Genomic DNA, 24,703 nt, shown 5'->3' on the forward strand with positions numbered 1-24,703 from the left:
AGTTCTCCGGATGGAAACCAGGAAGAACCGACAACGTGCGGGAGCGAAGCTGGAAGCTGGGGAACGGATTGCGGTCAGCGGAAAGCGCAGCTTGGCGCCCGACATGACCGGCAATGAAGCGGTGTTGTCGGCGTCAGAGAGTGATGACGGCGAAACGGGGCACTTGGCGCTCCTGTGGATCGAAGGGATCCGTGGGTGGATGAAAAAAGAAGTGCGCGATTCTAGCCACGCGCCATGAAAAAAGCCGGCCCAGGGGCCGGCTTTTCGAGGCGGTGTGTCTTCAGCGCATCAGGCGGTTGCCAGCGCTGCCGGGCGAGCCAGGCGCAGCGCGTGCATCCATGCGCGGCGCAGCACGGCCGGCGAGCGCGATTCCTCGGGAATCAGAAGGTAGCCGCGGTCGCGCAGCGTGGTGCCCAGCGCGATCTGGCTGGTCAGCACGGTCAGCGGGATCGCCAGCAGCAGCGGCAGGCCGACAGGCATGAGCCACACCAGCGCGCTCGGGTCGATCATGGCGACGCCGACGGCCAGCATCGCGATCACCAGCGTCATGGGAGCCAGCTGCGAGGCAGCGACCTTCCACGGCACGGCGGCGGCTTCGCGGGGAGGCGACTTCCAGTCGAGCTTGATGCCGGTGAGGGCGACCAGCACGAACAGCGAGTGGGCCAGCATGCGGACCGGAGCCTGCACGATGGCGAGGGCGCTTTCCATCACCGAGCTCTTCACAAGGCCCCACACACCGCCGTACTGGCGTTGCTCACCGCGCATCAGCACGGCGGCGATGCCCAGCACGCGCGGCAGGAACAGCAGGCACAGGGTCCAGACCCACAGGCCGGCCAGTTCGGCGGGCAGAACACTCCAGCTCGAGACCAGGCTCGAACCGCTCAGCCACAGGGCCGTGCCCAGCGTCAGGAACGCGAGCCACAGCGGGGCCGACACATAAGCCATGGTGCCGGTCACGAACATCGCGCGGTGCACCGAGTGGATGCCGGGCTCGGCCATCAGGCGGGCGTTCTGCAGGTTGCCCTGGCACCAGCGGCGATCGCGCTGCAGTTCGGCCAGCAGGTCCGGCGGTTGCTGCTCGTAGCTGCCGACCAGGTCGGACACCAGCCACACGTGATAACCGGCACGGCGCATAAGCGCTGCTTCGACGAAGTCGTGCGACATGATGCCGCCCGACATGCCGCCGGTGCCCTTGATCGGGGCCAGCGCGCAGTGCTTCATGAAAGGCTCGACGCGGATGATCGCGTTGTGGCCCCAGTAGTGCGACTCGCCCAGCTGCCAGTACTGCATGCCCAGCGTGAACAGGCGGCCCGTGACGCGCGAGGCGAACTGCTGTGCGCGGGCGTGCAGCGTGACGTGGCCGATGGCCTGCGTCGCGGTCTGGATGATGCCGGCGGTGGGGTTGGCTTCCATCAGCTTGACCATCGAGGTCAGGCAGTCGCCGCTCATCACGGAGTCGGCGTCGAGCACGACCATGTAGCGGTAGTCCTTGCCCCAGCGGCGGCAGAAGTCGGCCACGTTGCCGGCCTTGCGGTGCGTGCGGCGGGTGCGCAGGCGGTAGTACACCTCCACTTGCGGCTGGTTCGGGCTCTCGGCCAGCGCAGCGCGCAGGTCTTCCCAGGCGGCGCGCTCGGCGGCGGCGGTCTCGGGGTTGTAGCTGTCGGACAGCACGAACACGTCGAACTGCTTCGCGTGGCCGGTGGCCGCGACCGATTCGCAGGTGGCGCGCAGGCCGGCGAACACGGTGGCAACGTCCTCGTTGCAGATCGGCATGATGATCGCGGTGCGTGCCTCGGGGTTCATCGGGTGGTGAGCCACCTTCTTCGCCGAGAGGGAGTGCTTGTCACCGCGCACCGAAACGTAGAAGCCCATGAGCGCGGTCACGAAACCGGTCACGACCCAGCCCGACAGCAGGCCGTACAGGCCGATCTGGCCGTATTCGAGCCAGAGGTTGTCGTAGTCGGGTTGCACGCTCGCGAAGAGCGAGGACGCGATCACGGTGCTCAGCAGGGTGAGCATCATGAAGGCGAAGCGGCGGCGAGCCGCGGCGCGCTGCCAGGGCTGCTTGGCTTCGGTGGTGGGGTGAGCGCCGGCTTCGGCGTCACGGCCCGCGCCGAGCTTGACCAGCGCGGCGGTGCCGAGGCTGTTCCAGAAACCGCGCCAGGGGCGGGGCGTCATGGAGCCGCGGTTGACCGGGGGAGCGGTGACGGAGTTGGGATGGCGTTCTTCGCGAACCTGGCTGCGGCGCGAGAAATCGGTGTCGGCCAGCACGTTCAGTTGGGAGAAGTCGTTCGGCTTCATGCGGTTTACCAACGTTGCTTGTCGAGGGAGGGGGTGTCGCCAATGGCCGGAAGGCGCTTGAAGACGCAATCCGTTGCGGCGCCGCCGGCGCTTGCGAGCGCGGCCAGCGAATGGCCCGCGGCGCGGGGCCGCGAGGGGGAAAACTGCTTTTGACGCAGGCCGTCGCGCTGCTGGCGCAGTGCGAAAGATGGGCTGGTAAGTGCTGTCATGCCTGTACAGGGGCAAACCCTGTGCCAGGCTGGAAAAATGCTTTCAGATCAACGACTTGGGCGAATCAGGAAGCGTTTTTCGCCGTGGAAGGCCGCCGGAAGGCCTCCAAACCCCTGTTTTTGTCGCCGAATCCCGACAAGCTTGGATGGCTGTCGGGGCTTGGTCATATAAATCAACGACTTAGCGGCGTCGCTACTCGGCGACAGGGTCCCCGCCGGCAGCGACAGCGTCGGCCTTGAAGTGCCCCGGCGTGAGCTCGTGCTTCTGCAGAAGCCGGTAGAACTCGGTCCGGTTGCGGTCGGCCAGGCGGGCCGCGTCGGCCACGTTGCCGTCCGTCAGTTTCAGCAGGCCGACGAGGTAATCGCGCTCGAAACGCTGCTTGGCCTCGGCATAGGTCTGCACTTCCACCGTCGGCACGCGCAATGCCCGCTGCACCAGCGCCAGCGGGATCAGCGGCGAGCTCGACAGCGCGCAGACCTGTTCCACCACGTTGTAGAGCTGGCGCACGTTGCCCGGCCAGGCGGCCATGGTCAGCGCCTTCAGCGCCTCGGGCGCGAAGCCCGAGAGCCGCTTGCCGTACTTGGTCGACAGGCGCTGCAGGAAGTGGTTGGCCAGCAGCGGAATGTCTTCGCGGCGCGCCGACAGCGGCGGCAGCGTGAGCGTCACCACGTTCAGCCGGTAGTACAGGTCCTCGCGGAACTGGCCGGCTTCCATCGCGGCGTCGAGGTCGCGGTGCGTGGCCGAGACGATGCGCACGTCGACCTGGATCGACTGGCTCGCCCCCAGCGGCCGCACGGCGCGCTCCTGCAGCACGCGCAGCAGCTTGACCTGCAGGGCGGGCGGCATGTCCCCGATTTCGTCCAGCAGCAGCGTGCCGCCGTCGGCCTGCTGGAACAGGCCCTTGTGATTGGCGTGGGCGTCGGTGAAAGCGCCCTTCATGTGGCCGAAGAGTTCCGACTCGAGCAGCGCCTCCGGAATGGCGCCGCAATTGACCGCCACGAAAGGCTTGTCTGCGCGCGCACTCGCCTTGTGGATGGCGCGCGCCAGCATTTCCTTGCCCGCGCCGGAATCGCCGCGCAGCAGCACTGAGGCATCGGACTTGGCGACCATGCGCGCCTCGGCCAGCAGCTCGGCCATGCGGTTGCTGCGGCTCACGATTTCGGCGCGCCAACTGTCGTCTCCGGCCTTGCTCGGCGTGGCGGCGGGGGCGCCGAGCGCCAGCGCCTGCGCGATCTTCTCGAGCAGCTCGCGCCCGTCGTAGGGCTTGGTCAGGTAGGTGAACACGCCGCGCGCCGTGGCTTCCACCGCATCGGGAATGGTGCCGTGCGCGGTCAGCAGGATCACCGGCAGCGAGGGATGGCGCTTGCGGATCTCGTCGAAGAGCTGCAGGCCATCGCGCCCGGGCAGGCGCACGTCGCTCAGCACGAGCTGCGGATGCTCGATCTCGAGCTGCGTGAGCGCCGTCTCGGCCGAGGTCACGGCCGTGACCTGGTAGCCCGCCGAACTCAGCCGCATCGAGAGCAGCCGCAGCATGTCCGGGTCGTCGTCGACCACGAGGAGGCGGGCGCCGGTGGTGCTCATTGATTGGGCTTGTTTCCGTTGGGCGGCGCGGCGGGCACGGCCGACGCCGGGTTGGTGTTGGGCCGCGCGAAGCTGCGCTCGATGGCGCGCAGGGCTTCGATGCGGTCGTTCAGCTGGTCGATGCGGCGCTGGCTGTCGCGCAGCTGCTGCACCTGCTTGTCGCGGTCGTCTTCCACGCGGCGCTGCTCGACATAGCGCGCGGCCAGCGCGCGCGCCAGCGGCTGCAGCGCCTGCGCCTCGGGCGCGGGATTGGCGATGACTCGCTGCAGCAGGCCCAGCGCGCGCGCCAGGTCGGCCGGCACGCGGGTCTGCGAGAGCAGCAGCGCCACTTGCATCTGCGCGGTGGGCGAATCGCCCGGGTCGCCCACGCGGGCGATCTCGGCGCTCAGGTCGGCGCCGTTGAGCGGGCGCACCTTGTCCGCGTACGACAGCATGGAGGCGACCGGCCCCTGCGTCATCAGCGTGAAGAGCGAGGAGGCGGGCTGCGTGGCCGGCGCCTTGGGTTCGGCTTCCACCGGCATCACGCGCGGCACGACCGGAGGCGGCGGCAGCGCATCGGCCTCCGCGGGCGGCTTGGGCTGCGAGGCGCACGCGGCCAGCAGCAGGACGAAAGGCACGGTCATCGCCCCGGCGACGGAGGAACGGCGGACGAACGGAAAAGACATGGGTCGAAGAAAGGACGCGAGGCGTTCGGACAGTTTTTCTGGAGAGGGGAAGCCGGGGTGGTCAGGCCGTGCGCGGCAGTTCGATGCGGAAGTGGGCACCGGGACCGCCGGGCTGCAGTGTGATGCGGCCCCCGTGGGCTGCAATGTACTCCTGCACGATGGAAAGTCCGATGCCCGTGCCCTTCACAGTGTGTTCAGGCTGGCGCTCGCCGCGGAAGAAGGGTTCGAAGATCCGGTCGCGGTCGCCCTCTGCGATGCCCGGCCCGGCGTCGTTCACGTCGATGTGCACCGCCTCGGGCGTTCCCGACACGGCCAGCGTGATGACACCTCCCGTTACCGAAAAGCGGATGGCGTTGCTCAGCAGATTGGCGATCGCGGTGCCGAGCTTGGATCGGTCCACGGTGATCGCGATCGGGTCGCCCTCGGCGCGCACACGCAGGCCATGCGACTGCCACTGCAGGCGCTGGGCCTCGATCTGTTCCTCTATCAGCGGCAGCAGCTCGGTGCGCTCGCGGCGAAGTTCGCGCGCCTCGAAGGCGGCGGCGTTGAAGCGCAGCAGCGCCTCGATCTGCCCCTGCAGCGACACCGTGTTCTGGTTCAGGATCTGCGCGACTTCGAGCTGTGCCGGATTCAGCGGACCGGTCACGCCGTCTTCCAGCAGCGACACGCCTTCGCGCAGCGCGGCCAACGGCGTCTTCAGCTCGTGCGACACGTGGCGCAGGAAGCGGGCCTTGTCGGCGTCGAGCTCGGTCAGGCGCAGCCGCAGCCATTCGAGCTGTTGAGAAACGCGCCGCACGTCGGCCGGGCCGCGGATGTCGATGGGCTCGTCGAGCCGGTTCTGGCCGAGGCCGACGATGGCCTGTTCCAGCCGCTTGAAGGGCCGCGCCAGCCAGATGCCGAAGGCCAGTGCCAGGGCCGCGGCCAGCACGCTGGCGGCCACCACCTCGCGCATCAGCCGGCGGCGCGCGTTCTCGATGCGCCGGGCCAGCGCGTCGTTCTGCGTTTCGATCAGGAACTGCGCCTGCTGCGCGAGGTTGGTGTTGAGCGCGTCGAGCTCGCGGAACTGCATCGCCATCGTGCTCTCGCGCGTGAGGGCGCTGTCGGCGCTGCCGCTCATCAGGCCCTCGATCACGCCGAGCTGCGTGCGCCACATCTCGATGCCGGCGGGCGGCAGGCCGTTCTTCTCCAGGCGCTCGAGCACCTGGTGCGCCTCGCGCGCTGCGTCGTCGAAGCGGCGGCGCAGCACCGCGTCGTTCAGCACCAGCGACTGGCGCCCGGCGCGCTCCATGGCGGCGCTTCGTTCGGCCAGCGACTGCGACGCGCCCGACAGGCGCAGCGCGCGCGCAGCCGCGTCTCGGCTTTGCGTCATGAGCGCGTCGTACTGCAGCACCGAGCGCAGCGCCACGCCGACCAGCAGCGCGGTGATCAGCAGAAAGGCGAAGAGCAGGAGCTGCTGGAACGAGCCCCGTATGGACGGTCGCTTCGCCATCAGTGGTGGGCGAGCGCCATCGGCGATTCGTTCGTCACGACTTCGCCGCGCAGCGTGTAGGCCAGCGAACGCGTGATGCGCAGGTCGATCATCTGGCCGACCAGCCGCGCGTCGCCTTCGAAGTTGACCACGCGGTTGCAGACGGTGCGGCCCATGAGCTCGTTCGCGTCCTTGCGCGAGGCGCCTTCCACCAGGACGCGCTGCGTGGTGCCGACCAGCGCCTGGCCGAAGCGCTTCACGTTGGCGTCGATCACGGCCTGCAGCGTGTGCAGGCGCGCGAGCTTCACCTCGTGGGGCGTGTCGTCGTGCAGCGCCGCGGCGGGCGTGCCGGGGCGCGGGCTGAAGATGAAGCTGAAGCTGGCGTCGAACTGGCAGTCGTCGATCAGCTTCATCATCCTGTTGAAGTCGTCCTCGGTCTCGCCGGGGAAGCCGACGATGAAGTCGCTGCTCAGGGCCAGCTCGGGGCGGATGGCGCGCAGCTTGCGCACCGTGCTCTTGTATTCCATGGCGGTGTAGCCGCGCTTCATCGCCATCAGGATGCGGTCGCTGCCGTGTTGCACCGGCAGGTGCAGGTGGCTCACGAGCTGCGGCACCTTGGCGTAGGCCTCGATCAGGCGCGGCGTGAACTCGTTCGGATGGCTGGTGGTGTAGCGGATGCGCTCGATGCCGGGAATCTCGGCCACGTATTCGATGAGCAGCGCGAAGTCGGCGATCTCCGACGTGTCGCCCATCCTGCCGCGGTAGGCATTCACGTTCTGGCCCAGCAGCGTGATCTCGCGCACGCCCTGGTCGGCCAGGCCGGCGATCTCGACCAGCACGTCGTCGAGCGGGCGGTTCACTTCCTCGCCGCGGGTGTAGGGCACCACGCAGTAGCTGCAGTACTTGGAGCAGCCTTCCATGATCGACACGAAGGCGGTGGCGCCTTCCACGCGCGCGGGCGGCAGGTGGTCGAACTTCTCGATCTCGGGGAAGCTGATGTCCACCTGCGGGCGGTCGAGCCGCTCGCGGTCGTTCAGCATCTCGGGCAGGCGGTGCAGGGTCTGCGGGCCGAACACGATGTCGACGTAGGGCGCGCGCGCGATGATGGCCTCGCCCTCCTGGCTGGCCACGCAGCCGCCCACGCCGATCTTCACGCCCCTGGCCTTCAGGTGCTTCACGCGGCCGAGGTCGGAGAACACCTTCTCCTGCGCCTTCTCGCGCACCGAGCAGGTGTTGAACAGGATGAGGTCGGCCTCGTCGACGTTCTGCGTGGGCTCGTAGCCCTGCGCGGCGTTGAGCACGTCGGCCATCTTGTCCGAGTCGTACTCGTTCATCTGGCAGCCGAAGGTCTTGATGAATACTTTTTTCATGGGGAACTCTCTCTCGTGGCCCTCGCTTGAAGAAAGAAGGGAGGGCACGGCGGCAGGGCGCGCGGGAGAACCGCCGCGCCAGCCGTCTTTCTTGCTTACTGCGTATTGATGGTGTCGTTCGAGGTGAACGGCCAGATGTTCAGGAACGGCTTGTCCAGCGATTCGCGGCTGGCGGTGGCTTCGCCGGGCGTGAGGATCCACACCTCGCGCAGCAGCCCGGCGGCATCGCGCGTGTAGTTGACGAGGTACTTCTGGCCGACGATCGCACCCGCCATCACCAGCATGTTCTGGTCGCTGCGGATGCGCGCGCCGGCGCCCAGGCGGTCAGGCTTGCCGTCGAGTTCGACGTCGGGCGCGTTGGTCACCATGAACTTGCCGCGCAGGGTGCCGATGGGGAACACGCGGCCGCCCACGAGCGACTCGTTCTGGGTCTGGGGGCGGGGAACCTCGTCCTGTGCGCTGGCGGCGAGCGGCAGCAGGCTCAGGAGGCCGAAAAGGCCCGCAGCAGCAATGGTTGCTGTGCAAGGCGCTATGAAAGTGAGAGCATTCGTGGATTGTTTCTTGCAGCGGTTCATGGGGTTTATCCAGAGGCTGTGGACCGGCGATTTTAGCGATGGGCCCCTGTTCGCCCGGGCCGGCCACAGCAAGTAGTGCGACTTTCGGTTGACCTGCTTTACATTTCTTTACGGGCCCCATGATCACCAGGAGTCGGCCGCTGATCCAATAGTCGGTGTCAGCCCAAAGTGCACAAGAACCCATGAAGAAAAATGTCGCCGTCGCCCTTGCGGGCGTGTTGATCGTAGCCGTCGCGGGCGGGTGGTGGAGCATGTCCGGAGACAAGTCCACCGCCCAGAATGCCAAGGCCCCGAACGCCAAGGGCGGCGCCGCGGCTGGCGGTGGCGCGCCCGCGCTGGTGACGCTGGCCACGGCGAAGAAGCAGGACGTGCCCGTGACCGTGCAGGTCAACGGCAGCGTGGTGTCCCTCAACAGCGTCGACCTGCGCCCGCAGGTGACCAACACGGTGAGCGCGGTGCACGTGAAGGAAGGCCAGTTCGTCAAGGCCGGCCAGCTGCTCTTCTCGCTCGACGACCGCAACGACCAGGCCAACCTCGCGCGCGCGAAGGCGCAGCAGCAGAAAGACGAAGCCACGCTGGGCGACCTCGAGCGCCAGTACAAGCGCAGCCAGGACCTGGTGGCGCAGAACTTCATCGCCAAGAGCGCGGCCGACGCAACGCTCTCGCAGCTCGAGGCGCAGCGCGCCGCCGTGGCCGCCGATCGCGCGGCCGTGCAGTCGGCGCAGGTGGCGCTGGGCTATGCCACGCTGCGCGCGCCCATCGCGGGACGCATCGGCGCGGTGAACATCTATCCGGGCACGCTGGTGCAGCCGACGCTGTCGCTGGTCACGGTCACGCAGCTCGACCCGATCGCGGTGAGCTTCCCCGTGCCCGAAGGCAACCTGCAGGACCTGCTCGAGGCCGCGCGCTCGCGCTCGAAGGTCGAGGCCGTCGTCACCGGCCGCAAGGAGCCGCTGACCGGCACGCTCGATTTCGTCGACAACACTGTCGATCCGCAGATCGGCACGGTGCGCGCCAAGGCCGTGTTCGGCAACGCCGACCAGAGCCTGTGGCCGGGGCAGTTCGTCGGCACGCGCATCACGGTGCGCACGCTTAGCGGCGTCACCGTGGTGCCGGCGGCGGCGCTGATGATGCTGTCCGACGGCGCCTCGCTCTACGTGGTCGACGAGGCCAAGACCGCCACGCGCCGCAAGGTGAAAGCGTTGCACACCTTCGGCACGCAGGTGGCGGTGAGCGGCGTGGAGGCCGGCGAGCAGGTGGTGATCGAGGGCAGCCAGAACGTGCGACCCGGCGGCAAGGTGCGCGTGGATGCGAAGGCCCCGGCAACGGCGCCGGGCGCTCCCGGTGCTCCGTCCAACGGCACCACGGGCGTCACCCCGGGCAGCGCGGCGTCTTCCGACGGCACCGACATCAAGCCGCCGCGCCAGGAACGCGCATGAACATTTCCGAGCTCTGCATCCGCCGTCCGGCGATGACGGTGCTGCTGTCCGCCGCCGTGGTGGTCATCGGCATCTTCGCGTACTTCAGCATCCCGGTTGCCGCGCTGCCCAGCTACAACACGCCGGTCATCAACGTCAACGCGCAGCTGCCGGGCGCGAGCCCGGACACCATGGCGTCGTCGGTGGCGCTGCCGCTGGAGAAGCAGTTCTCGACCATCCCGGGCCTGCAGACCATCAGTTCGGTGAACACCCAGGGCGTGACCTCGCTCACGCTCGAATTCGTGAGCAGCCGGGACATCGACGCCGCCGCCGTCGACGTGCAGGCCGCGCTGCTGCGCGCCCAGCGCCAGCTGCCGCAGGAGCTGACGCAGCTGCCTTCGTACCGCAAGGTGAACCCGGCCGACGCGCCGGTGCTGTTCATCGCGCTGATCTCGTCGTCGATGAATCCGTCGGAGCTCAACGACTACGCCGAGAACCTCATCTCGCCCACGCTCTCGACCATCGACGGCGTCGCACAGGTGGGCGTGTACGGCCGCAAGGCCTTCGCGGTGCGCATCAAGGCCAACGCCGACCTGCTGAACGCGCGCAACATCACGCTCGACGAACTCGCCAAGGCGGTGAACTCGGCCAATGCCAACACGCCGGTCGGCGTGCTCGACGGCCCGCGCCAGACGCTCACCATCCAGGCCAATCGCCAGCTCATGAAGGCGGCCGACTTCGCCAAGCTGATCGTCGGCCAGCGCAACGGCGCGCCGGTGCGGCTCGACGAAGTCGCCACCATCGAGGACAGCTTCGAGTCGGTAAAAACTGCCAGCAGCTTCAACGGGCAAGACTCCATCTCGCTGGCCGTGCAGCGCCAGCCCAATGCCAACACCGTGCAGGTGGTGGACGCGGTGCGCGCGCTCATTCCGCGCTTCAAGGCCGAGCTGCCGCAGTCGGTCGAGATCCAGATGGTGAACGACCGCTCGCTGTCGATCCGCGAGGCGGTGCACGACGTGCAACTCACGCTGCTGGGCACCATCGCGCTGGTGGTGCTGGTGATCTTCCTGTTCCTGCACCGGCTGGTGGCCACGCTGATCCCGGCCGCGACCATCCCGATCTCGCTGATCGGCGCGGTGGCGCTGCTCTATGCCTTCGGCTACAGCCTGGACAACATCTCGCTGCTGGGCATCACGCTCGCGGTGGGCCTGGTGGTGGACGACGCCATCGTGGTGCTGGAAAACATCATGCGCTACGTCGAGAAGGGCATGGACCCGTTCGCCGCCGCGCTGCGCGGCGCGCGCGAGGTGGGCTTCACCATCGTGTCGATCTCGATCTCGCTGGTGGCCGTGTTCATCCCGATCTTCTTCATGCCGGGCGTGATCGGCCTGCTGTTCCACGAGTTCGCGGTGGTGGTGGCGCTGGCGGTGCTGGTGTCGGCCGTGGTGTCGCTCACGCTGGTGCCGATGCTCGCGAGCCGGCTGCTCAAGCAGGTGCCGCGCAAGGAAGGCGCGATCGACCACGAGGAAGAACACCCAGAGCCCGGCACCGCCATCGGCCGTGCCTTCGAGCGCGGCTACCGCAAGGTGCATTCGACCTACATGAGCACCCTCGACTGGACGCTGATGCACCGCAAGGTGATGCTGCTGGCGGCGGCGCTGACCTTCGTCGTCACCGGCTGGCTGTTCGCGACCATCCCGAAGGGCTTCTTCCCCGAGGAAGACATCGGCCAGATCCAGATCACGACCGAGGCCGCCGAAGACATCTCCTTCACCGCCATGAAGGCCCTGCAGGACCGCGTGGCTGCAGCGCTCAAGGACGATCCGAGCGTCGACTACGTGAGCTCTTTCGTCGGCGTGGGCGGACCCACCGCCACGCAGAATTCGGGCCGCCTGTTCGCGGTGCTCAAGCCGCGCAGCGAGCGCCCGCAGATGTCGAAGGTGCTCGAGTCGCTGCGCCAGCGCTTCCGCGAGATCCCGGGCATCGCCGTCTACATGCAACCGGTTCAGAACCTGCGCCTGGGCGGCCGCCAGAGCAAGGCGCGCTTCCAGTACACGCTGCAGAGCGTGAACGCGGGCGAGATGGTGCCGTGGGCCACGCGGCTCATGGAGCGCATGCGCGCCGACCCCGACTTCCGCGACGTCACCAGCGACTCGCAAAACCGCGGCCTGCAGGCCACGCTCGAGATCGATCGCGACAAGGCCGGCGTGCTCGGCGTGGCGGTGGGCGACCTGCGCACCGCGCTCTACAACGCGTATGGCGACCGCCAGATCGGCAGCATCTACGGCCCGAGCAACACCTACCAGGTGATCCTCTCGGCCGCCGACAACGACCGCCAGTTCGAGGAAGACGTCTCGCGCCTGTCGGTGCGCAGCACCACCGGCAAGCTGGTGCCGCTGTCGGCTTTCTCGACGGTCAAGCGCACCGTGGGCCCGACCGCGGTCAACCACCAGGGCCAGTTGCAGGCGGTGACGGTGTCGTTCAACCTCGCGCCCGACGTGCCGCTGGGCAACGCGACCGCGAAGATCGACCGCTTCAAGGACGAGCTGAAGATGCCGCAGTCGATCATCACCACCTACGGCGGCGATGCGGCGGTGTTCCAGAGCTCGCAGTCGAGCCAGGCCGTGCTGCTGGTGCTGGCGGTGCTGGTCATCTACGTGCTGCTGGGCGTGCTCTACGAGAGCTACATCCACCCGATCACCATCCTGGCGGGGCTGCCTTCGGCGGCCGTGGGCGCGCTCATTTCGCTGAAGCTCTTCGGCTTCGACCTCACGCTGATCGCGACCATCGGCATCCTGCTCCTGATCGGCATCGTGAAGAAGAACGCGATCATGATGATCGACTTCGCCCTCGAGGCGCAGCGCACCGAGGGCATGAAGCCGGTGGATGCGATCCGCGAGGCCTGCCGCCTGCGCTTCCGCCCGATCCTGATGACCACGCTGGCCGCGCTGATGGGCGCGCTGCCGCTCGCGCTGGGCCTGGGCGCCGGCGCCGAACTGCGGCAGCCGCTGGGCGTGGCGGTGGTCGGCGGGCTGATCTTCTCGCAGGTGATCACGCTGTACATCACGCCGGCGATCTACCTCGCGCTCGACCGCTACAGCGGCACGGGGCCGATGGTGGACCTGCCGGGCGAGGCGCAGGCCGAGGTGTCGCACTCGCAGCACTCCCACGCCTGACGCTCGAGGAGAGCGGGCTTTGCGCCCGCGCCGCCTCGTCAGGTCGTGGTTTCGTCGAGCGCGCCGTCCACCAGGTGGGCGGTGTCGCTCCAGCCCACGAGGCTGAAGCCCTCGGGCGTCCACAGCATGCGGTTGATGGCTGCGTTGCCGAGCTGCCAGGTGCGCGGCGCCTGCAGCTCCTGGCGGGTGGCGGCGCGGTAGAGCACGTCCATCACGCCGCCGTGCGCGACCAGCACGACGAGTTCGCCCGGATGGCGCGCCGCCAGCTCGGCGGCCACGCCCGTCACGCGGTCGCGGAAGGTCAGCAGGCTTTCTCCGCCCGCTGGCTCGAATTCGGGATCGCGCTCGCGCCAGAGCCTGGCCTGCACGGGCAGGGTGGCCTCGATCTCGGCGAAGCTCATGCCTTCGAAGGTGCCGAAGGCGCGCTCGCGCAGGCGCGGCTCGGGTTGCACGGCCAGGCCATGGGGCTCGGCGATGGCCTGGGCGGTCTGCCAGGCGCGCGACAGGTCGCTGGCGTAGACGACGCCGATGGGCTCGTCGGCCAGCGCCGCGCCCGCGCGCTGCGCCTGCCAGACGCCGGTGGCGTTGAGCCCGATGTCGAGCTGGCCCTGGATGCGGGTGTCGACGTTCCAGGCGGTCTCGCCGTGGCGAACGGCGATCAGGCGGGTGGGTTCTTCCATCCGGTGAATTCTAAAAGCCGCTATTTCCGGGCCTGCGCCGTCGGCAGCTCGATGTTGACCCGGCGCTCGCCCTGCGGCGGGTTCGGGAAGCCCTGCAGCGCGGCCTGGAACATCACCGGCAGGATCGCCGCGCTCGAGGTGTAGGGGCCGTCGTTGCGGGCGCGGGTCTCGTAGACCACGCGGTTGGAGCCCGCCTCGCGCAGCACGATGCTCACCTCGCGCTCGTACCAGGGATTGGCCGGCGGCGCGAACACCGGGCCGCCGTACCAGCCGCCGCCGTACCAGCGCCGGCCGTAGTAGCCATAGCCGCCGTAGCCGTAGCCCCAGGGGCCGTTGTAGAGCCACGGATCGGCCCAGGGCGAGAGGCCGGCCGTCACGCGCGCGCCGATCTGCGCGGTGTACTGGGCCTTGGCGTCGTCGCGGCGCAGGCCGACCTGGTCGAGCGCCGCACCGGCCATGGCTTCGAGCGATTCCTGCCGCGCGCCGTTGGCCTGCTGCGAGGGCAGGCGGTCGAAGCGGTAGGTGGCGCCGGGCGCCACGGCGCCGATGGAGGAGAAGCTCTTCACGTCGCTGTCGACCACCCAGGAGGTGGCGCAGCCCGTCAGGCTGGCAGCGAGAAGAAGAGCCGGGATCGCAGATTTCATGAGGGTCTCCGGGCACTGGTGCCCCAAATTCCCCTGGGTTGCCCGTTCAGCCCTGGAGGATGCGCAGGGCGGCAGGTGCCTGGGAGAGCAGATCGAAGGAAGGCGGGTCGAAGGCCTTGTCGCCCTCGTCGTCCGCCACGCCGGTCGCCTTCAGACCCTTGAAGTCGTGCCGCGTTCCGTCGAGCAGGTGCGAAGGCACCACGTTCTGCAGCGCGGTGAACATGTTCTCCACGCGGCCGGGATACTTCCTGTCCCATTCGCGCAGCATTTCTCCTACCTGCTTGCGCTGCAGGTTTTCCTGGCTGCCGCAGAGCGTGCACGGAATGATCGGGAACTCGCGGTGCTGGGCCCAGCGGATGGTGTCCTTCTCGGACACGTAGGCCAGCGGGCGGATCACCACATGCCTGCCGTCGTCGCTCACCAGCTTGGGCGGCATGCTCTTCAGCTTGCCGGCGAAGAACATGTTGAGGAAGAAGGTCTGCAGCATGTCGTCGCGGTGGTGGCCCAGCGCGACCTTGGTGGCGCCCAGCTCGTCGGCCACGCGGTAGAGGATGCCGCGGCGCAGCCGGCTGCACAGGCCGCAGGTGGTCTTGCCCTCGGGAATCACGCGCTTGACGATGCTGTAGGTGTCCTGGTTCTCGATGTGGAAGTCCACGCCCAGCTCGCTCAGGTACTTGGGCAGCACTTCCTCGGGAAAGCCGGGCTGCTTCTGGTCGAGGTTGACCGCGACGATGTCGAAGTGAATGGGCGCGCGCGCCTTCAGCTTGAGCAGGATGTCGAGCAGCGCATAGCTGTCCTTGCCGCCCGAGACGCACACCATGACCTTGTCGCCCTCTTCGATCATGTTGTAGTCGACGATCGCCTGCCCGACCTGGCGGCACAGGCGCTTCTCGAGCTTGTGCGTCTCGCGCTCGATCTTCATGGAATTGGCGGGAGAGGAGGCGGTGGCGTCGGCGGTGGCGGGCGCCTCGTCGATCCAGACGGCGTTCATGGGCAGGCTGCTTCGGGGAGTCGGGGGAAGGGGGTGATTGTCCCCGATCCCCATTTCACCCGCCATCGGGTCCGTTTACGGTTGCTCCGGCCACCCCGATCACACCGGCCGCGGGCAACGGGGATTCCGGGAAGGCCTGCCGCATCGCCTCCACGAAGAGCCGCAGCCGCGCCGGATAGAAGCGCGCGTACGGATACACGATGTACACCGGCGCGGGCGTGCCGTGCCACTGTGGCGCCAGGTGCACCAGCCGCCCCGCCGCCAGCTCCTCGGTGAGCATCCAGGCCGACGACACCCCGACTCCCACGCCCAGCACGGCCGCGCTGCGCAGGGCGTAGAGGCTGTCGGTGATCATGCGCGGGCGGATCGGCACCCGGCACACCTCGCCCGTGCCCTCGTGCGTGAACACGGCTTCGGTCCGGTAGAAATTGCGCGCCGCCAGCCAAGGCAGGGCTTCGAGCTCTTTGGCGTGCACCGGCAGCGGCGTGCCGGCCGCGAAGAGGGAGGGCGCCCCGACCGCGATGCGCGGCACGTCGAACAGGCGGATCGCGACGGCGTTGGGGTCCGTCACCTCGCCGACGCGGATCGCGCAGTCGACGCCCTCGGCAATGAAGTCGGGCGTTTCGTCATGCGGGCTGTCGTGCAGCAGCCATTCGACCGTCACCTGCGGATGGCGCTGCAGGTAAGAGGCCAGCGGCCCGACCAGCAGCTGCTGCCCGAAGGCATGCGGCGCCACCACGCGCAGCCGGCCCTCGGGCTGGTCGCCCACGCCGCGCAGTTCGGCCTCGAAGGCGCCCCAGCTCAGGATCAGCTCCTTGGCGCGGTCGAAGCAGCGCTCGCCGTCTTCCGTGAGCTTCATCGCGTGGGTGGAGCGCTGCAGCAGCCGCACGCCCAGCGAGCGTTCGAGCGCCTGCAGGCGGCGGCTCACGGTGGGCTGGGTGGTGCCCATCTGGGCGGCGGCGGCCGACAGGCTGCCGGCCTCGACGATGCGCACGAAGGTCTGCATCAGCTCTATGCGGTCGGCTGGAGGCGGGGGCGGGAGAGGCTTGGCCATGCGCCGAGCGTATATCAATTGTTCGACGCACAGGCCTACCTTCAGAGTGGAGAGGCCCGCAAACTCCGGCCTTCGTTTCTCGAATCCAAGGGTTTACACCATGTCTTCCATTCAAAACACGCATGAAAAGCTGCCAGGGTCGCTGATCCTGCTGCTGGCCGCCAGCGCCGGCTTCGGCGTGGCCGCGCTGTACTACAGCCAGCCCATGCTTGGCGTGCTCGGCCCCGACATCGGCGCCTCGGCCCGCTCCGTGGGCTTCGTGCCCACGCTCACGCAGCTGGGCTACGCGCTCGGCATCCTGCTGCTCGCGCCGCTGGGCGACCGCTTCGACCGGCGCCGCATCATCCTGGTCAAGGCATCGGTGCTGGTGCTCGCGCTGTTGGGCGCGGCGTTCTCGCCCTCGGTCGCGCCGCTGCTGGCGGCGAGCCTCGTCATCGGCCTCGCGGCCACGATGGCGCAGGACGTGGTGCCCGCTGCCGCCACATTGGCGCCCGAGGCGCATCGCGGCCGGATCGTCGGCACGGTGATGACCGGGCTGCTGCTGGGCATCCTGCTGTCGCGCGTGCTCGCCGGCTTCGTGGCAGAGCACTTCGGCTGGCGCGCGATGTTCGTCGTCGCGGCAGTGAGCATCGCGCTCATCGGCGCTGCCGCTGCGCGCGGACTGCCGCGCCTGCGCCCGACCACGCACCTGGGCTACGGCGCGCTGCTGGGGTCGCTGGCTGGGCTGTGGAAGCGCCATGGCGCGCTGCGCCGCGCGACTTTCGCGCAGGCGCTTCTGTCCGTGGGCTTCAGCGCCTTCTGGTCGACGCTGGCCGTGATGCTGCATGGCGCGCCGTTCCATCTCGGTAGCGCGGCCGCCGGCGCCTTCGGTCTGGCCGGCGCGGCGGGTGCGCTGGCCGCGCCCATCGCCGGGCGCCTCGCGGACCGCCGCGGCCCCGAGCTGGTGATCCGCATGGGTGCCGCGCTGGTCGCCGTCTCCTTCGCGGCGATGCTGTTCGCTCCGCTGCTAGCCGCTCCGGCCGCGCGGCTGGGGCTGATCGTGGTTGCCGCCATCGGCTTCGACTTCGGCCTGCAGGCCGCGCTGATCGCGCACCAGACGGTGGTCTACGGCATCGACCCCGGCGCGCGCAGCCGGCTCAACGCGGTGTTCTTCACGGGGGTGTTCGTCGGCATGGCCACGGGCTCCGCGCTGGGTGCCCTGGTGCTGGCGCAATGGGGGTGGTCGGGCGTGGCGGCGATGGCTTCGGTATCGGCGCTCGGCGCGCTGGCCGTGCGCATGTGGCCGGCGGCAAAGAGGTCCGCGGTGGCCTGCGGCTCAGCAGCCTGAGTGCCGCGGATGGCTGCGGCTCAGCTCACCACTCGCCGGCTTCCATGCGGATCGCCACTTCGCAGTCGTCGAAGATCTCGAGCTTGGCGATCTTCACGCGCACGCCCAGCACGCCGGGCAGCTGCAGCAGGCGCTGCACCAGCTTGCCGATCAGGCTCTCGAGCAGGTTGACGTGCTCGGCGGTGCACTCGTCGATGATGATGAGGCGCACCTTGCCGTAGTCCAGCACATGGAAGATGTCGTCGTCCTGCGGCAGCAGCGGCTGCTCGCCGAGGTTGAGTTCAGCATCGACCTGGATCGGCTGAGGCGCGACTTTTTCGTGGTCGAGGATGCCGAGGTTCGCGTCGAAGCGCAGGCCCATCAGGGTGAGGGTCTGGTGGCCATGGGTGTGCTTGGTGGAAGACATGGTGGTGCTCACATGAGCGAGAAATCGCGCTCGAATTTCATCAGGTGCTGGCCGCCGTCCACCAGCAGCGTGGTGCCGGTGATCGAGCGGTTCTCCAGCGCGAACTTCACCGTGGCGGCCACGTCCTCCGCAGTGGACGAGCGGCCCAGCGGCGACAGCTTGTGCAGTTGCGCGAACTTGTCGTCGTCCAGCATGTGGCTCGCCAGCGTGAGGCCGGGCGCCACGCCCACCACGCGCACGCGCGGCGCGAGGGCCAGCGCCAGCATCGGCGTGGCGGCTTCGAGCGCGGCCTTCGACAGCGTGTAGCTCAGGAAATCGGGGTTCGGGTTCCAGAGTTTCTGGTCGAGCAGATGGACCACCGCGCCTTGCGCATCGCGCGCCGCCACATGTTCGTGCAGCGCCTGCGCCAGCAGGATGGCCGCGCCGGTGTTGCTGCGCGCATGGCGTTCCATGAGCGCGTAGCTGAAGGTGGCGGCCTCGTCGTGCTCGAAGAGGGCGGCGCTGTGCACGACGGCATCGACGGCGCGGAAGCGTGCGACCACGCGGGGCAGCAGCGCGCGCGTGGCCTGTTCGTCCTCGAGGTCGGCCGAGAACAGGGCCGAGTCGCCCGAGAGCGCGGCGCAGTCGGCCACGGTCTGCTCGGCCTCGGCGCGGGAGTTCCGGTAGTGCACCGCCACCTGCCAGCCACTCGCCGCGAGCGCGAGAGCGATCTCGCGGCCGAGCCTACGGCCTGCGCCCGTGACGAGGACCGTGCGGGGAGAGGTGGAGGCTGGGGAGGCGGGGCTCATGCGGGGAGAGAGGGGAGAATGGCGCTGTGACGACAAAGACGACCCCCAGCAGTTTACCCACCGCCCTCGACCACCTCATCGCGCGCTCCGTCGAGCGCGCGGGCGGCTGGATAGGCTTCGACCGCTTCATGGCCCTCGCGCTGTACGCGCCCGGCCTCGGCTATTACGCCAACACGCTGGCCAAGTTCGGCCACATGCCTTCTTCGGGCAGCGACTTCGTGACCGCGCCCGAACTCACCCCCATGTTCGGCCAGACCCTGGCAGCGCAGGTCGCCGAAGCGCTGGAGAAGACCGGGACCGACACGGTGTGGGAGTTCGGCGCCGGATCGGGGGCGCTCGCGGTGCAGCTGCTGCATGCGCTCGACGGCATGGGGCGCACCGACGTGCGCTACCGGATCGTCGACCTGTCGGGAACCTTGCGCGAGCGGCAGCAGCAGGCGCTTGCCGCGCATGCGGGCCGCGTCGAGTGGCTCAACGAACTGCCTGAGGCGATGGAAGGGGTGGTCGTCGGCAACGAAGTGCTCGATGCGATGCCGGTGCAGTTGCTGGCACGCGTTGGTGGGCAGTGGTTCGAGCGGGGTGTTGTGCGCAATGCCGCGGGCGATGGATGGGCCTGGGCCGATCGTGCGACAGAACTGCGGCCGCCAGTCGATGTGCCCGGCGAGCACGACTACCTCACCGAGATCCATCCGCAGGGGAAGGCCTTCATTGCGACCCTGGCGGATCGGCTGGAGAAGGGGGCTGCGTTTTTCTTCGACTACGGGTTTCCCGAGGCTGAGTACTACCACCCGCAGAGGCATATGGGGACTGTGATGTGCCATCAGGGGCACAAGGCTGATGGTGATCCGTTGTCCGACGTCGGGTTGAAGGACATCACTGCGCATGTCGACTTCACCGGGGTTGCTCTTGCTGGGCAGGATGCGGGGCTTGCTGTGTTGGGGTATACGAGCCAGGCGCGGTTTCTGCTGAATTGCGGGTTGCTTGGAAGGATGGAGCAAGGGTCTGTTACTGAGCGGGGGATGGCGGCTCGGCTTGTGCATGAGCATGAGATGGGGGAGTTGTTCAAGGTTGTGGGGTTTGCTGTGGGGGAGGGATGGGATGCGATGGGGTTTGTGGAAGGGGATCGAAGTCATACGCTTTGATCTTTGATGGGGGTTGCTTCCCGGGGCCGGGACTCGCCCCGGCGGGCGACCTACTTTTCTTTGCTTCGCCAAAGAAAAGTAGGCAAAAGAAAGGCGACCCCACTGTCTGCGACCCCTTCGCTTTGCGAAGGGGCAACCTGCGGTGCTCGCGTTTCGCGGGGTCTCGCCCAAACTCGCTTCGCTCAGACAAGGGCGAGCCCTGATCCGCGAAACGCTGCGCTCCTCGGCGCAGCCAGAGGGGAGGGGAGACGCGCGGGCCATCGCGTTGCTCGGCCTCCAAGGCACTGCAAGCGCTTCGCGCCTGCCGTGTTTGGAATGAGGCATTGGGTCGGTTGAAGCCGTCGCGATTGAATTGAGATTCCGGGCCGAGCGAAGCGAAGGCCAGTCCAGGCTGTTCAGAGGCCGAGCGCAGCGATGGCCTGCTCGGTCTCCAACTCCCTTCTGGCTGCGCCGAGGAGCGCAGACGTAGAAGGGATAAGGGCCGCAGCTGTTTGAGCGAAGCGAGTTCTGCGGACCCCCTTCTACGTCGAGCACCGCAGGTTGCCCGTAGCGAAGCGAAGGGACGCAGACAGTAGGGTCGCCTTTTCTTTGCTTACTTTCTTTTGGCGAAGCAAAAGAAAGTGAGTCGGCCGCCGGGCCGAGACCCGGCCCCGGAAAGCAATCTCTCAGCAGCCCCAACCCAAAGCCCCGAATTACAAAGTCATAAGCTAGCAACAAAGAGTTCGTTGGTGAACTCCACCCCGGCACCTACATTCCCGGCATGACTGCCGCCCCTTCCAGCAGCGATACCAACGCCGCCGCACAGCACTTCGAAGTCCGCCCCTTCGCCGCTCCGGTAGGCGCAGAAGTCATAGGCCTCGACATCTCGAAGCCCATCAACCCGGAAGACTTCGCTCGAATCCACAAAGCCCACCTCGACCACCACGTCCTGGTCTTCCGCAACCAGCAGGTCACCCCCCAGGAACACATCGACTTCAGCCGCCGCTTCGGCCCTCTCGAGATCCACGTCCTCCACCAGTTCCAGCTCAAGGACCACCCCGAGATCCTCATCGTCTCCAACATCAAGGAGAACGGCGAGCCCATCGGCCTAGGCGACGCCGGCGTCTACTGGCACTCCGACATCTCGTACAAGCCCAAGCCCAGCCTCGGCTCCCTGCTGCACGCCCAGGAGCTGCCGAGCGAAGGCGGCGACACGCTCTTCGCCGACCAGCATCTCGCATGGGAAGCGCTGAGCCCCGAGCTGCAGCAGCGCATCCTTCCGCTGAAGGCCGAGCACAGCTACCTCGCCAAGTACGAAGAGCTGCGCGCGAAGAACCCGTGGCGCCCCAAGCTCTCGCAGGCGCAGATCGACCAGGTCGCACCCGCGGTGCAGCCCGTGGTGCGCACGCATCCGGAGACGGGGCGCAAGGCGCTGTTCGTCAGCGAGCATTTCACGACGCGCATCGTCGGCCTGCCGCAGGACGAGAGCGATGCATTGCTCGCCGAGCTCTTCGCGCACAGCGTGAAGCCGGAGTTCGTGTATCGCCACGCATGGGCACCGCACGACCTCGTGTTCTGGGACAACCGCTCGCTGATGCATCTCGCGGCCGGCACGCCCGACCACCTGCGCCGCCGCCTGAACCGCACCACCATCGTCGGCGACACGCCTTTCTGATTCTTCTTCTCTCTCGATTCCCAATCCAATGAACCGCTTCACCCGCAAAGCCGCGGCGCTCGTCGCCGGCCTCGGCCTTCTGGCCGGCAGCCTTTCCGCGCACGCCGAGGGCCAGATCCGCATCGCCGAGCAGTTCGGCATCGTCTACCTGCTGCTGAACGTGGCGCAGGAGCAGAAGCTCATCGAGAAGCATGCGAAGGCCGCGGGTGTCGACGCCAAGGTCGAATGGGTCAAGCTCTCGGGCGGCTCGGCGGTGAACGACGCGCTGCTGTCGGGCAACATCGAGATCGCGGGTGCCGGCGTGGGGCCGCTGCTCACGCTGTGGGACCGCACCAAGGGCAAGCAGAACGTGAAGGGCGTGGCCTCGCTGGGCAACTTCCCGTACTACCTGGTGACCAACAACCCGAACGTGAAGTCGATCGCCGACTTCACCGACAAGGACCGCATCGCACTGCCTGCCGTGGGCGTGTCGGTGCAGTCGCGCGTTCTGCAGTTCGCATCGGCCAAGCTCTGGGGTGACAAGGAGTTCAACAGGCTCGACAAGATCAGCGTGGCGGTGCCGCACCCCGATGCGGCGGCGGCCATCATCAAGGGCGGCACGGAGATCACGGGGCATTTCGGCAATCCGCCGTTCCAGGAGCAGGAGCTCGCTGGCAACCCGAACGCGCGCATCGTGCTCAATTCGTACCAGGTGCTGGGCGGTCCGTCGTCGGCGACGGTGCTCTACGCCACGGAGAAATTCCGCAGCGAGAACCCGAAGACGTACAAGGCCTTCGTCGATGCGCTCGACGAGGCGGCGAAGTTCGTCACGGCCAATCCCGAGAAGGCAGCGGACATCTACCTGAAGGTCAGCAACGCGAAGCTCGACCGCGACCTGCTGCTGAAGATCATCAAGAACCCCGAGGTGCAGTTCAAGACCACGCCGCAGAACACCTATCCGCTGGCCGAGTTCATGCACCGCGTCGGCGCGATCAGGAACAAGCCGGCTTCGGTGAAGGACTACTTCTTCGACGATGCGCAGAACGTGTCGGGTAATTGAGTGAGCACGGCAGCGGTTCTGGATTCGCGGGGTGACACCCTCTCCCATCGGGAGAGGGCGGAGCCCTTGGCATCGCCGCCAGCCCTCACCCCAACCCTCTCCCGCGAGCGGGAGAGGGCGCAAGGCAAGAGTGCGCCGCTGCTTCAGGTCGACAACGTCAGCCTCGAATACCGCACCCCAGAGCGCGTCGTGCGCGCCACGCACCGCGTGAGCTTCGACGTCCATGCCGCCGACCGCTTCGTGCTGCTCGGTCCCTCGGGCTGCGGCAAGTCCACGCTGCTGAAGGCCGTGGCCGGTTTCATCCCGCCGGTCGAGGGCGAGATCCGCCTCGACGGCCGGCGCGTGGCGCAGCCCGGGCCCGACCGCATCGTCGTGTTCCAGGAGTTCGACCAGCTGCCGCCGTGGAAGACGGTGAAGCAGAACGTGATGTTCCCGCTGCTGGCCTCCCGCACGCTCGGCAGGAAGGAAGCGGCCGAGCGCGCGCTGCACTACCTCGACAAGGTCGGCCTCTCGAAGTTCGCCGACGTGCATCCGCACCAGCTCTCCGGCGGCATGAAGCAGCGCGTGGCGATCGCGCGTGCGCTCGCCATGCAGCCGCGCGTGCTGCTGATGGACGAGCCTTTCGCCGCGCTCGATGCGTTGACGCGCCGCAGGATGCAGCAGGAACTGCTCGAGCTGTGGGACGAGGTGCGCTTCACGCTGCTGTTCGTCACCCATTCCATCGAGGAGGCACTGGTGGTGGGCAACCGCATCGCGTTGCTGTCGCCGCATCCGGGACGCATGCGTGCAGAGATCAACAGCCATGCCTTCACGCTCGACAGCCTGGGCGGCGCCGAATTCCAGGGCACGGCGCAGCGCATCCACGACATGCTGTTCGAGGAAGAAGCCGGGGAGGCCACCGCATGAGCGCCGTCGTCCCGCCGATTCGCCCCGAGTACGAGCGCACGCTCGAGCCCTTCACCGAAGTACCGCTCGAGCGCCGGCTGCCGCTGGGCGAGCGCATCTGGTCGCAGGCATGGCTGCGCAAGGGGCTGATCCTCGCCGTCATCGCCGTGCTGTGGGAGCTTGCCGCCCGCTGGCAGAACAACGACCTGCTGCTGCCCACCTTCACCGCGACTGCCGCGGCGCTGTTCGATGGCCTCGCGAGCGGCGAGCTGATCGAGAAGGTGCGCATCTCGCTGGCCGTGCTGCTGCAGGGCTACATCGCCGGTGTGCTGCTGGCTTTTGCGCTCACTACGCTCGCGGTGTCGACGCGCATCGGCCGCGACCTGCTGGACACGCTCACCTCCATGTTCAACCCGCTGCCCGCCATCGCGCTGCTGCCGCTGGCGCTGCTGTGGTTCGGGCTGGGGCGCGGCAGCCTGGTGTTCGTGCTGATCCACTCGGTGCTGTGGCCGCTGGCGCTCAACACCTACGCCGGCTTCCAGGGCGTGCCCGACACGCTGCGAATGGCGGGGCGCAACTACGGGTTGAAAGGCCTGCGCTACGTGCTGCAGATCCTGGTGCCGGCGGCGCTGCCGTCGATCCTGTCGGGGCTGAAGATCGGCTGGGCCTTTGCCTGGCGCACGCTGATCGCGGCGGAGCTGGTGTTCGGGGCCTCTTCGGGCAAGGGCGGGCTGGGCTGGTACATCTTCCAGAACCGCAACGAGCTGTACACCGACCGCGTGTTCGCGGGCCTCGCGCTGGTGGTGCTGATCGGCCTGCTGGTCGAGAGCCTGGGCTTCAGGACGCTGGAGCGGCTGACGGTGCGGCGCTGGGGGCAGCAGCGCTAGCCTGCTGCCGGCTAGCCGCCCGTCTTCTTCGCGCCAGTGGCCTGCCGCAGCGCGCGCAGTTCGCTGTTGAGGAACTCGTTGGCGTCGCGCACCGTGCCGTTGGTGAGCTTCACCCTGTAGGCCTGCCCCGTCATCTCCGAGCGCGAGGCGCAGCGCTCGATGAAGTCCTCGGCCGTGACCAGTTCCTTCTTGAAGTAGTCGTACTTCGCCTGCATGTGCTTGGCCGCGTCGGAGGCGTTGTATTCGCTGCCGTTGCGCAGGAAGATCATCGAGCTCATCTTCGCGACGCGCTGGATCAGCGTGTCGATCAGTTTGTCTTCCGTATCGGAGGGCGTGGCGTGGGCCAGCAGGGTCGAGGCGCCGAGCACGAGGGCCAGCAGCGCCGAGCGAAGGTGGGTGAAAGAAGCCATTTGTCGTAGTCCCTGGCAAATTTCGGGCCATG

At 68.0% G+C, this 24,703-nt stretch carries 22 protein-coding genes; 9 read left to right on the forward strand and 13 right to left on the reverse strand.

Annotated elements, in window-relative coordinates; translation table 11 throughout:
• The first annotated feature begins 10 nt into the window (after window positions 1-10).
• The gene (locus SFB74_RS05610; RefSeq protein ID WP_093299759.1) at window positions 11-238 is read left to right on the forward strand and encodes a hypothetical protein; all 228 of its coding nucleotides are present in this window, start codon (window positions 11-13) and stop codon (window positions 236-238) included.
• Window positions 239-288: 50 nt separating this feature from the next.
• On the opposite strand, the gene mdoH is transcribed toward SFB74_RS05610, so the two are convergent.
• The 6 genes from mdoH to SFB74_RS05640 all read right to left on the reverse strand — a co-directional run bounded on the left by mdoH (window position 289) and on the right by SFB74_RS05640 (window position 8,170).
• Window positions 289-2,301, reverse strand: coding sequence for a glucans biosynthesis glucosyltransferase MdoH (gene mdoH / locus SFB74_RS05615; RefSeq protein ID WP_432729779.1), 2,013 nt, complete (start codon window positions 2,299-2,301; stop codon window positions 289-291).
• Window positions 2,302-2,703: 402 nt separating this feature from the next.
• The gene (locus SFB74_RS05620; RefSeq protein ID WP_432729780.1) at window positions 2,704-4,092 is read right to left on the reverse strand and encodes a sigma 54-interacting transcriptional regulator; all 1,389 of its coding nucleotides are present in this window, start codon (window positions 4,090-4,092) and stop codon (window positions 2,704-2,706) included.
• The gene (locus tag SFB74_RS05625) at window positions 4,089-4,757 is read right to left on the reverse strand and encodes a hypothetical protein (protein ID WP_432729781.1); all 669 of its coding nucleotides are present in this window, start codon (window positions 4,755-4,757) and stop codon (window positions 4,089-4,091) included. Before SFB74_RS05625 ends, SFB74_RS05620 begins: the two co-directional genes overlap by 4 nt.
• A gap of 61 nt (window positions 4,758-4,818) precedes the next feature.
• Window positions 4,819-6,246, reverse strand: coding sequence for a sensor histidine kinase (locus SFB74_RS05630; RefSeq protein ID WP_432729783.1), 1,428 nt, complete (start codon window positions 6,244-6,246; stop codon window positions 4,819-4,821).
• The gene (miaB, locus tag SFB74_RS05635) at window positions 6,246-7,595 is read right to left on the reverse strand and encodes a tRNA (N6-isopentenyl adenosine(37)-C2)-methylthiotransferase MiaB (protein WP_432729784.1); all 1,350 of its coding nucleotides are present in this window, start codon (window positions 7,593-7,595) and stop codon (window positions 6,246-6,248) included. The genes SFB74_RS05630 and miaB overlap by 1 nt, the downstream gene beginning before the upstream one ends.
• 95 nt (window positions 7,596-7,690) lie before the next feature.
• Window positions 7,691-8,170 carry a hypothetical protein gene (locus SFB74_RS05640; protein WP_432729785.1) on the reverse strand — a complete coding sequence of 160 codons (480 nt, stop codon included), beginning with the start codon at window positions 8,168-8,170 and terminating at the stop codon, window positions 7,691-7,693.
• Window positions 8,171-8,421: 251 nt separating this feature from the next.
• On the opposite strand from SFB74_RS05640, the gene SFB74_RS05645 reads away from it, so the two are divergent.
• Window positions 8,422-9,609 (forward strand): efflux RND transporter periplasmic adaptor subunit, encoded by a 1,188-nt coding sequence (locus tag SFB74_RS05645; protein ID WP_432731883.1) that lies wholly within the window; start codon window positions 8,422-8,424, stop codon window positions 9,607-9,609.
• Entirely contained in the window at window positions 9,606-12,764 is a 3,159-nt protein-coding gene (locus SFB74_RS05650) for an efflux RND transporter permease subunit (protein WP_432729786.1), read from the forward strand. Before SFB74_RS05645 ends, SFB74_RS05650 begins: the two co-directional genes overlap by 4 nt.
• A gap of 38 nt (window positions 12,765-12,802) precedes the next feature.
• On the opposite strand, the gene SFB74_RS05655 is transcribed toward SFB74_RS05650, so the two are convergent.
• The 4 genes from SFB74_RS05655 to SFB74_RS05670 are packed head-to-tail and all read right to left on the reverse strand — an operon-like array spanning window position 12,803 to window position 16,133.
• Window positions 12,803-13,444: a histidine phosphatase family protein gene (locus tag SFB74_RS05655; RefSeq protein ID WP_432729787.1), complete on the reverse strand. Its 642-nt coding sequence runs from the start codon at window positions 13,442-13,444 to the stop codon at window positions 12,803-12,805.
• Window positions 13,445-13,464: 20 nt separating this feature from the next.
• The gene (locus SFB74_RS05660) at window positions 13,465-14,088 is read right to left on the reverse strand and encodes a DUF4136 domain-containing protein (protein ID WP_432729788.1); all 624 of its coding nucleotides are present in this window, start codon (window positions 14,086-14,088) and stop codon (window positions 13,465-13,467) included.
• A 46-nt stretch (window positions 14,089-14,134) separates the two neighbouring features.
• Window positions 14,135-15,079 (reverse strand): tRNA 2-thiocytidine(32) synthetase TtcA, encoded by a 945-nt coding sequence (gene ttcA, locus SFB74_RS05665; RefSeq protein WP_432729789.1) that lies wholly within the window; start codon window positions 15,077-15,079, stop codon window positions 14,135-14,137.
• A gap of 55 nt (window positions 15,080-15,134) precedes the next feature.
• Entirely contained in the window at window positions 15,135-16,133 is a 999-nt protein-coding gene (locus SFB74_RS05670; RefSeq protein WP_432729790.1) for a LysR family transcriptional regulator, read from the reverse strand.
• Between the two features lie 100 nt (window positions 16,134-16,233).
• Between SFB74_RS05670 and SFB74_RS05675 the strand changes: the two genes are divergently transcribed.
• On the forward strand, window positions 16,234-17,460 hold the full coding sequence (locus tag SFB74_RS05675) for an MFS transporter (RefSeq protein WP_093196828.1): 1,227 nt from the start codon (window positions 16,234-16,236) through the stop codon (window positions 17,458-17,460).
• Between the two features lie 25 nt (window positions 17,461-17,485).
• On the opposite strand, the gene SFB74_RS05680 is transcribed toward SFB74_RS05675, so the two are convergent.
• Both SFB74_RS05680 and SFB74_RS05685 read right to left on the reverse strand, forming a co-directional pair.
• Window positions 17,486-17,866 carry a dihydroneopterin aldolase gene (locus SFB74_RS05680; protein WP_093197242.1) on the reverse strand — a complete coding sequence of 127 codons (381 nt, stop codon included), beginning with the start codon at window positions 17,864-17,866 and terminating at the stop codon, window positions 17,486-17,488.
• Window positions 17,867-17,874: 8 nt separating this feature from the next.
• Window positions 17,875-18,654 (reverse strand): SDR family oxidoreductase, encoded by a 780-nt coding sequence (locus tag SFB74_RS05685; RefSeq protein ID WP_432729791.1) that lies wholly within the window; start codon window positions 18,652-18,654, stop codon window positions 17,875-17,877.
• A 26-nt stretch (window positions 18,655-18,680) separates the two neighbouring features.
• Between SFB74_RS05685 and SFB74_RS05690 the strand changes: the two genes are divergently transcribed.
• The 5 genes from SFB74_RS05690 (at window position 18,681) to SFB74_RS05710 (ending at window position 24,261) form a co-directional block, all read left to right on the forward strand.
• Entirely contained in the window at window positions 18,681-19,796 is a 1,116-nt protein-coding gene (locus tag SFB74_RS05690; protein ID WP_432729792.1) for a class I SAM-dependent methyltransferase, read from the forward strand.
• 760 nt (window positions 19,797-20,556) lie between these two features.
• Complete coding sequence (locus SFB74_RS05695) at window positions 20,557-21,450, forward strand: TauD/TfdA dioxygenase family protein (RefSeq protein ID WP_432729793.1); 894 nt, start codon at window positions 20,557-20,559, stop codon at window positions 21,448-21,450.
• A 28-nt stretch (window positions 21,451-21,478) separates the two neighbouring features.
• A complete protein-coding gene (locus SFB74_RS05700; RefSeq protein WP_432729794.1) occupies window positions 21,479-22,489 on the forward strand; it encodes an ABC transporter substrate-binding protein in 1,011 nt (336 codons plus the stop codon).
• A 66-nt stretch (window positions 22,490-22,555) separates the two neighbouring features.
• On the forward strand, window positions 22,556-23,395 hold the full coding sequence (locus tag SFB74_RS05705) for an ABC transporter ATP-binding protein (RefSeq protein WP_432729795.1): 840 nt from the start codon (window positions 22,556-22,558) through the stop codon (window positions 23,393-23,395).
• Window positions 23,392-24,261: an ABC transporter permease gene (locus tag SFB74_RS05710; protein ID WP_432729796.1), complete on the forward strand. Its 870-nt coding sequence runs from the start codon at window positions 23,392-23,394 to the stop codon at window positions 24,259-24,261. Before SFB74_RS05705 ends, SFB74_RS05710 begins: the two co-directional genes overlap by 4 nt.
• 11 nt (window positions 24,262-24,272) lie before the next feature.
• On the opposite strand, the gene SFB74_RS05715 is transcribed toward SFB74_RS05710, so the two are convergent.
• Window positions 24,273-24,671 carry a DUF5329 family protein gene (locus SFB74_RS05715; protein WP_432729797.1) on the reverse strand — a complete coding sequence of 133 codons (399 nt, stop codon included), beginning with the start codon at window positions 24,669-24,671 and terminating at the stop codon, window positions 24,273-24,275.
• Between the last annotated feature and the right edge of the window lie 32 nt (window positions 24,672-24,703).

Source organism: Variovorax xiamenensis (assembly GCF_050916385.1).
GTDB lineage: Bacteria > Pseudomonadota > Gammaproteobacteria > Burkholderiales > Burkholderiaceae_C > Variovorax.

Bases quoted from the DNA above. Each gene is read 5' to 3' on its own strand.
- SFB74_RS05710 (WP_432729796.1), top strand. From the start codon at position 23,392: ATGAGCGCCGTCGTCCCGCCGATTCGCCCCGAGTACGAGCGCACGCTC.
- SFB74_RS05660 (WP_432729788.1), bottom strand. From the start codon at position 14,088: ATGAAATCTGCGATCCCGGCTCTTCTTCTCGCTGCCAGCCTGACGGGC.
- SFB74_RS05700 (WP_432729794.1), top strand. From the start codon at position 21,479: ATGAACCGCTTCACCCGCAAAGCCGCGGCGCTCGTCGCCGGCCTCGGC.
- SFB74_RS05675 (WP_093196828.1), top strand. From the start codon at position 16,234: ATGTCTTCCATTCAAAACACGCATGAAAAGCTGCCAGGGTCGCTGATC.
- SFB74_RS05695 (WP_432729793.1), top strand. From the start codon at position 20,557: ATGACTGCCGCCCCTTCCAGCAGCGATACCAACGCCGCCGCACAGCAC.
- SFB74_RS05620 (WP_432729780.1), bottom strand. From the start codon at position 4,092: ATGAGCACCACCGGCGCCCGCCTCCTCGTGGTCGACGACGACCCGGAC.
- SFB74_RS05655 (WP_432729787.1), bottom strand. From the start codon at position 13,444: ATGGAAGAACCCACCCGCCTGATCGCCGTTCGCCACGGCGAGACCGCC.
- SFB74_RS05650 (WP_432729786.1), top strand. From the start codon at position 9,606: ATGAACATTTCCGAGCTCTGCATCCGCCGTCCGGCGATGACGGTGCTG.
- SFB74_RS05630 (WP_432729783.1), bottom strand. From the start codon at position 6,246: ATGGCGAAGCGACCGTCCATACGGGGCTCGTTCCAGCAGCTCCTGCTC.
- SFB74_RS05680 (WP_093197242.1), bottom strand. From the start codon at position 17,866: ATGTCTTCCACCAAGCACACCCATGGCCACCAGACCCTCACCCTGATG.
- SFB74_RS05610 (WP_093299759.1), top strand. From the start codon at position 11: ATGGAAACCAGGAAGAACCGACAACGTGCGGGAGCGAAGCTGGAAGCT.
- SFB74_RS05685 (WP_432729791.1), bottom strand. From the start codon at position 18,654: ATGAGCCCCGCCTCCCCAGCCTCCACCTCTCCCCGCACGGTCCTCGTC.
- mdoH (WP_432729779.1), bottom strand. From the start codon at position 2,301: ATGAAGCCGAACGACTTCTCCCAACTGAACGTGCTGGCCGACACCGAT.
- SFB74_RS05670 (WP_432729790.1), bottom strand. From the start codon at position 16,133: ATGGCCAAGCCTCTCCCGCCCCCGCCTCCAGCCGACCGCATAGAGCTG.
- SFB74_RS05715 (WP_432729797.1), bottom strand. From the start codon at position 24,671: ATGGCTTCTTTCACCCACCTTCGCTCGGCGCTGCTGGCCCTCGTGCTC.
- miaB (WP_432729784.1), bottom strand. From the start codon at position 7,595: ATGAAAAAAGTATTCATCAAGACCTTCGGCTGCCAGATGAACGAGTAC.
- SFB74_RS05645 (WP_432731883.1), top strand. From the start codon at position 8,422: ATGTCCGGAGACAAGTCCACCGCCCAGAATGCCAAGGCCCCGAACGCC.
- ttcA (WP_432729789.1), bottom strand. From the start codon at position 15,079: ATGAACGCCGTCTGGATCGACGAGGCGCCCGCCACCGCCGACGCCACC.
- SFB74_RS05625 (WP_432729781.1), bottom strand. From the start codon at position 4,757: ATGTCTTTTCCGTTCGTCCGCCGTTCCTCCGTCGCCGGGGCGATGACC.
- SFB74_RS05640 (WP_432729785.1), bottom strand. From the start codon at position 8,170: ATGAACCGCTGCAAGAAACAATCCACGAATGCTCTCACTTTCATAGCG.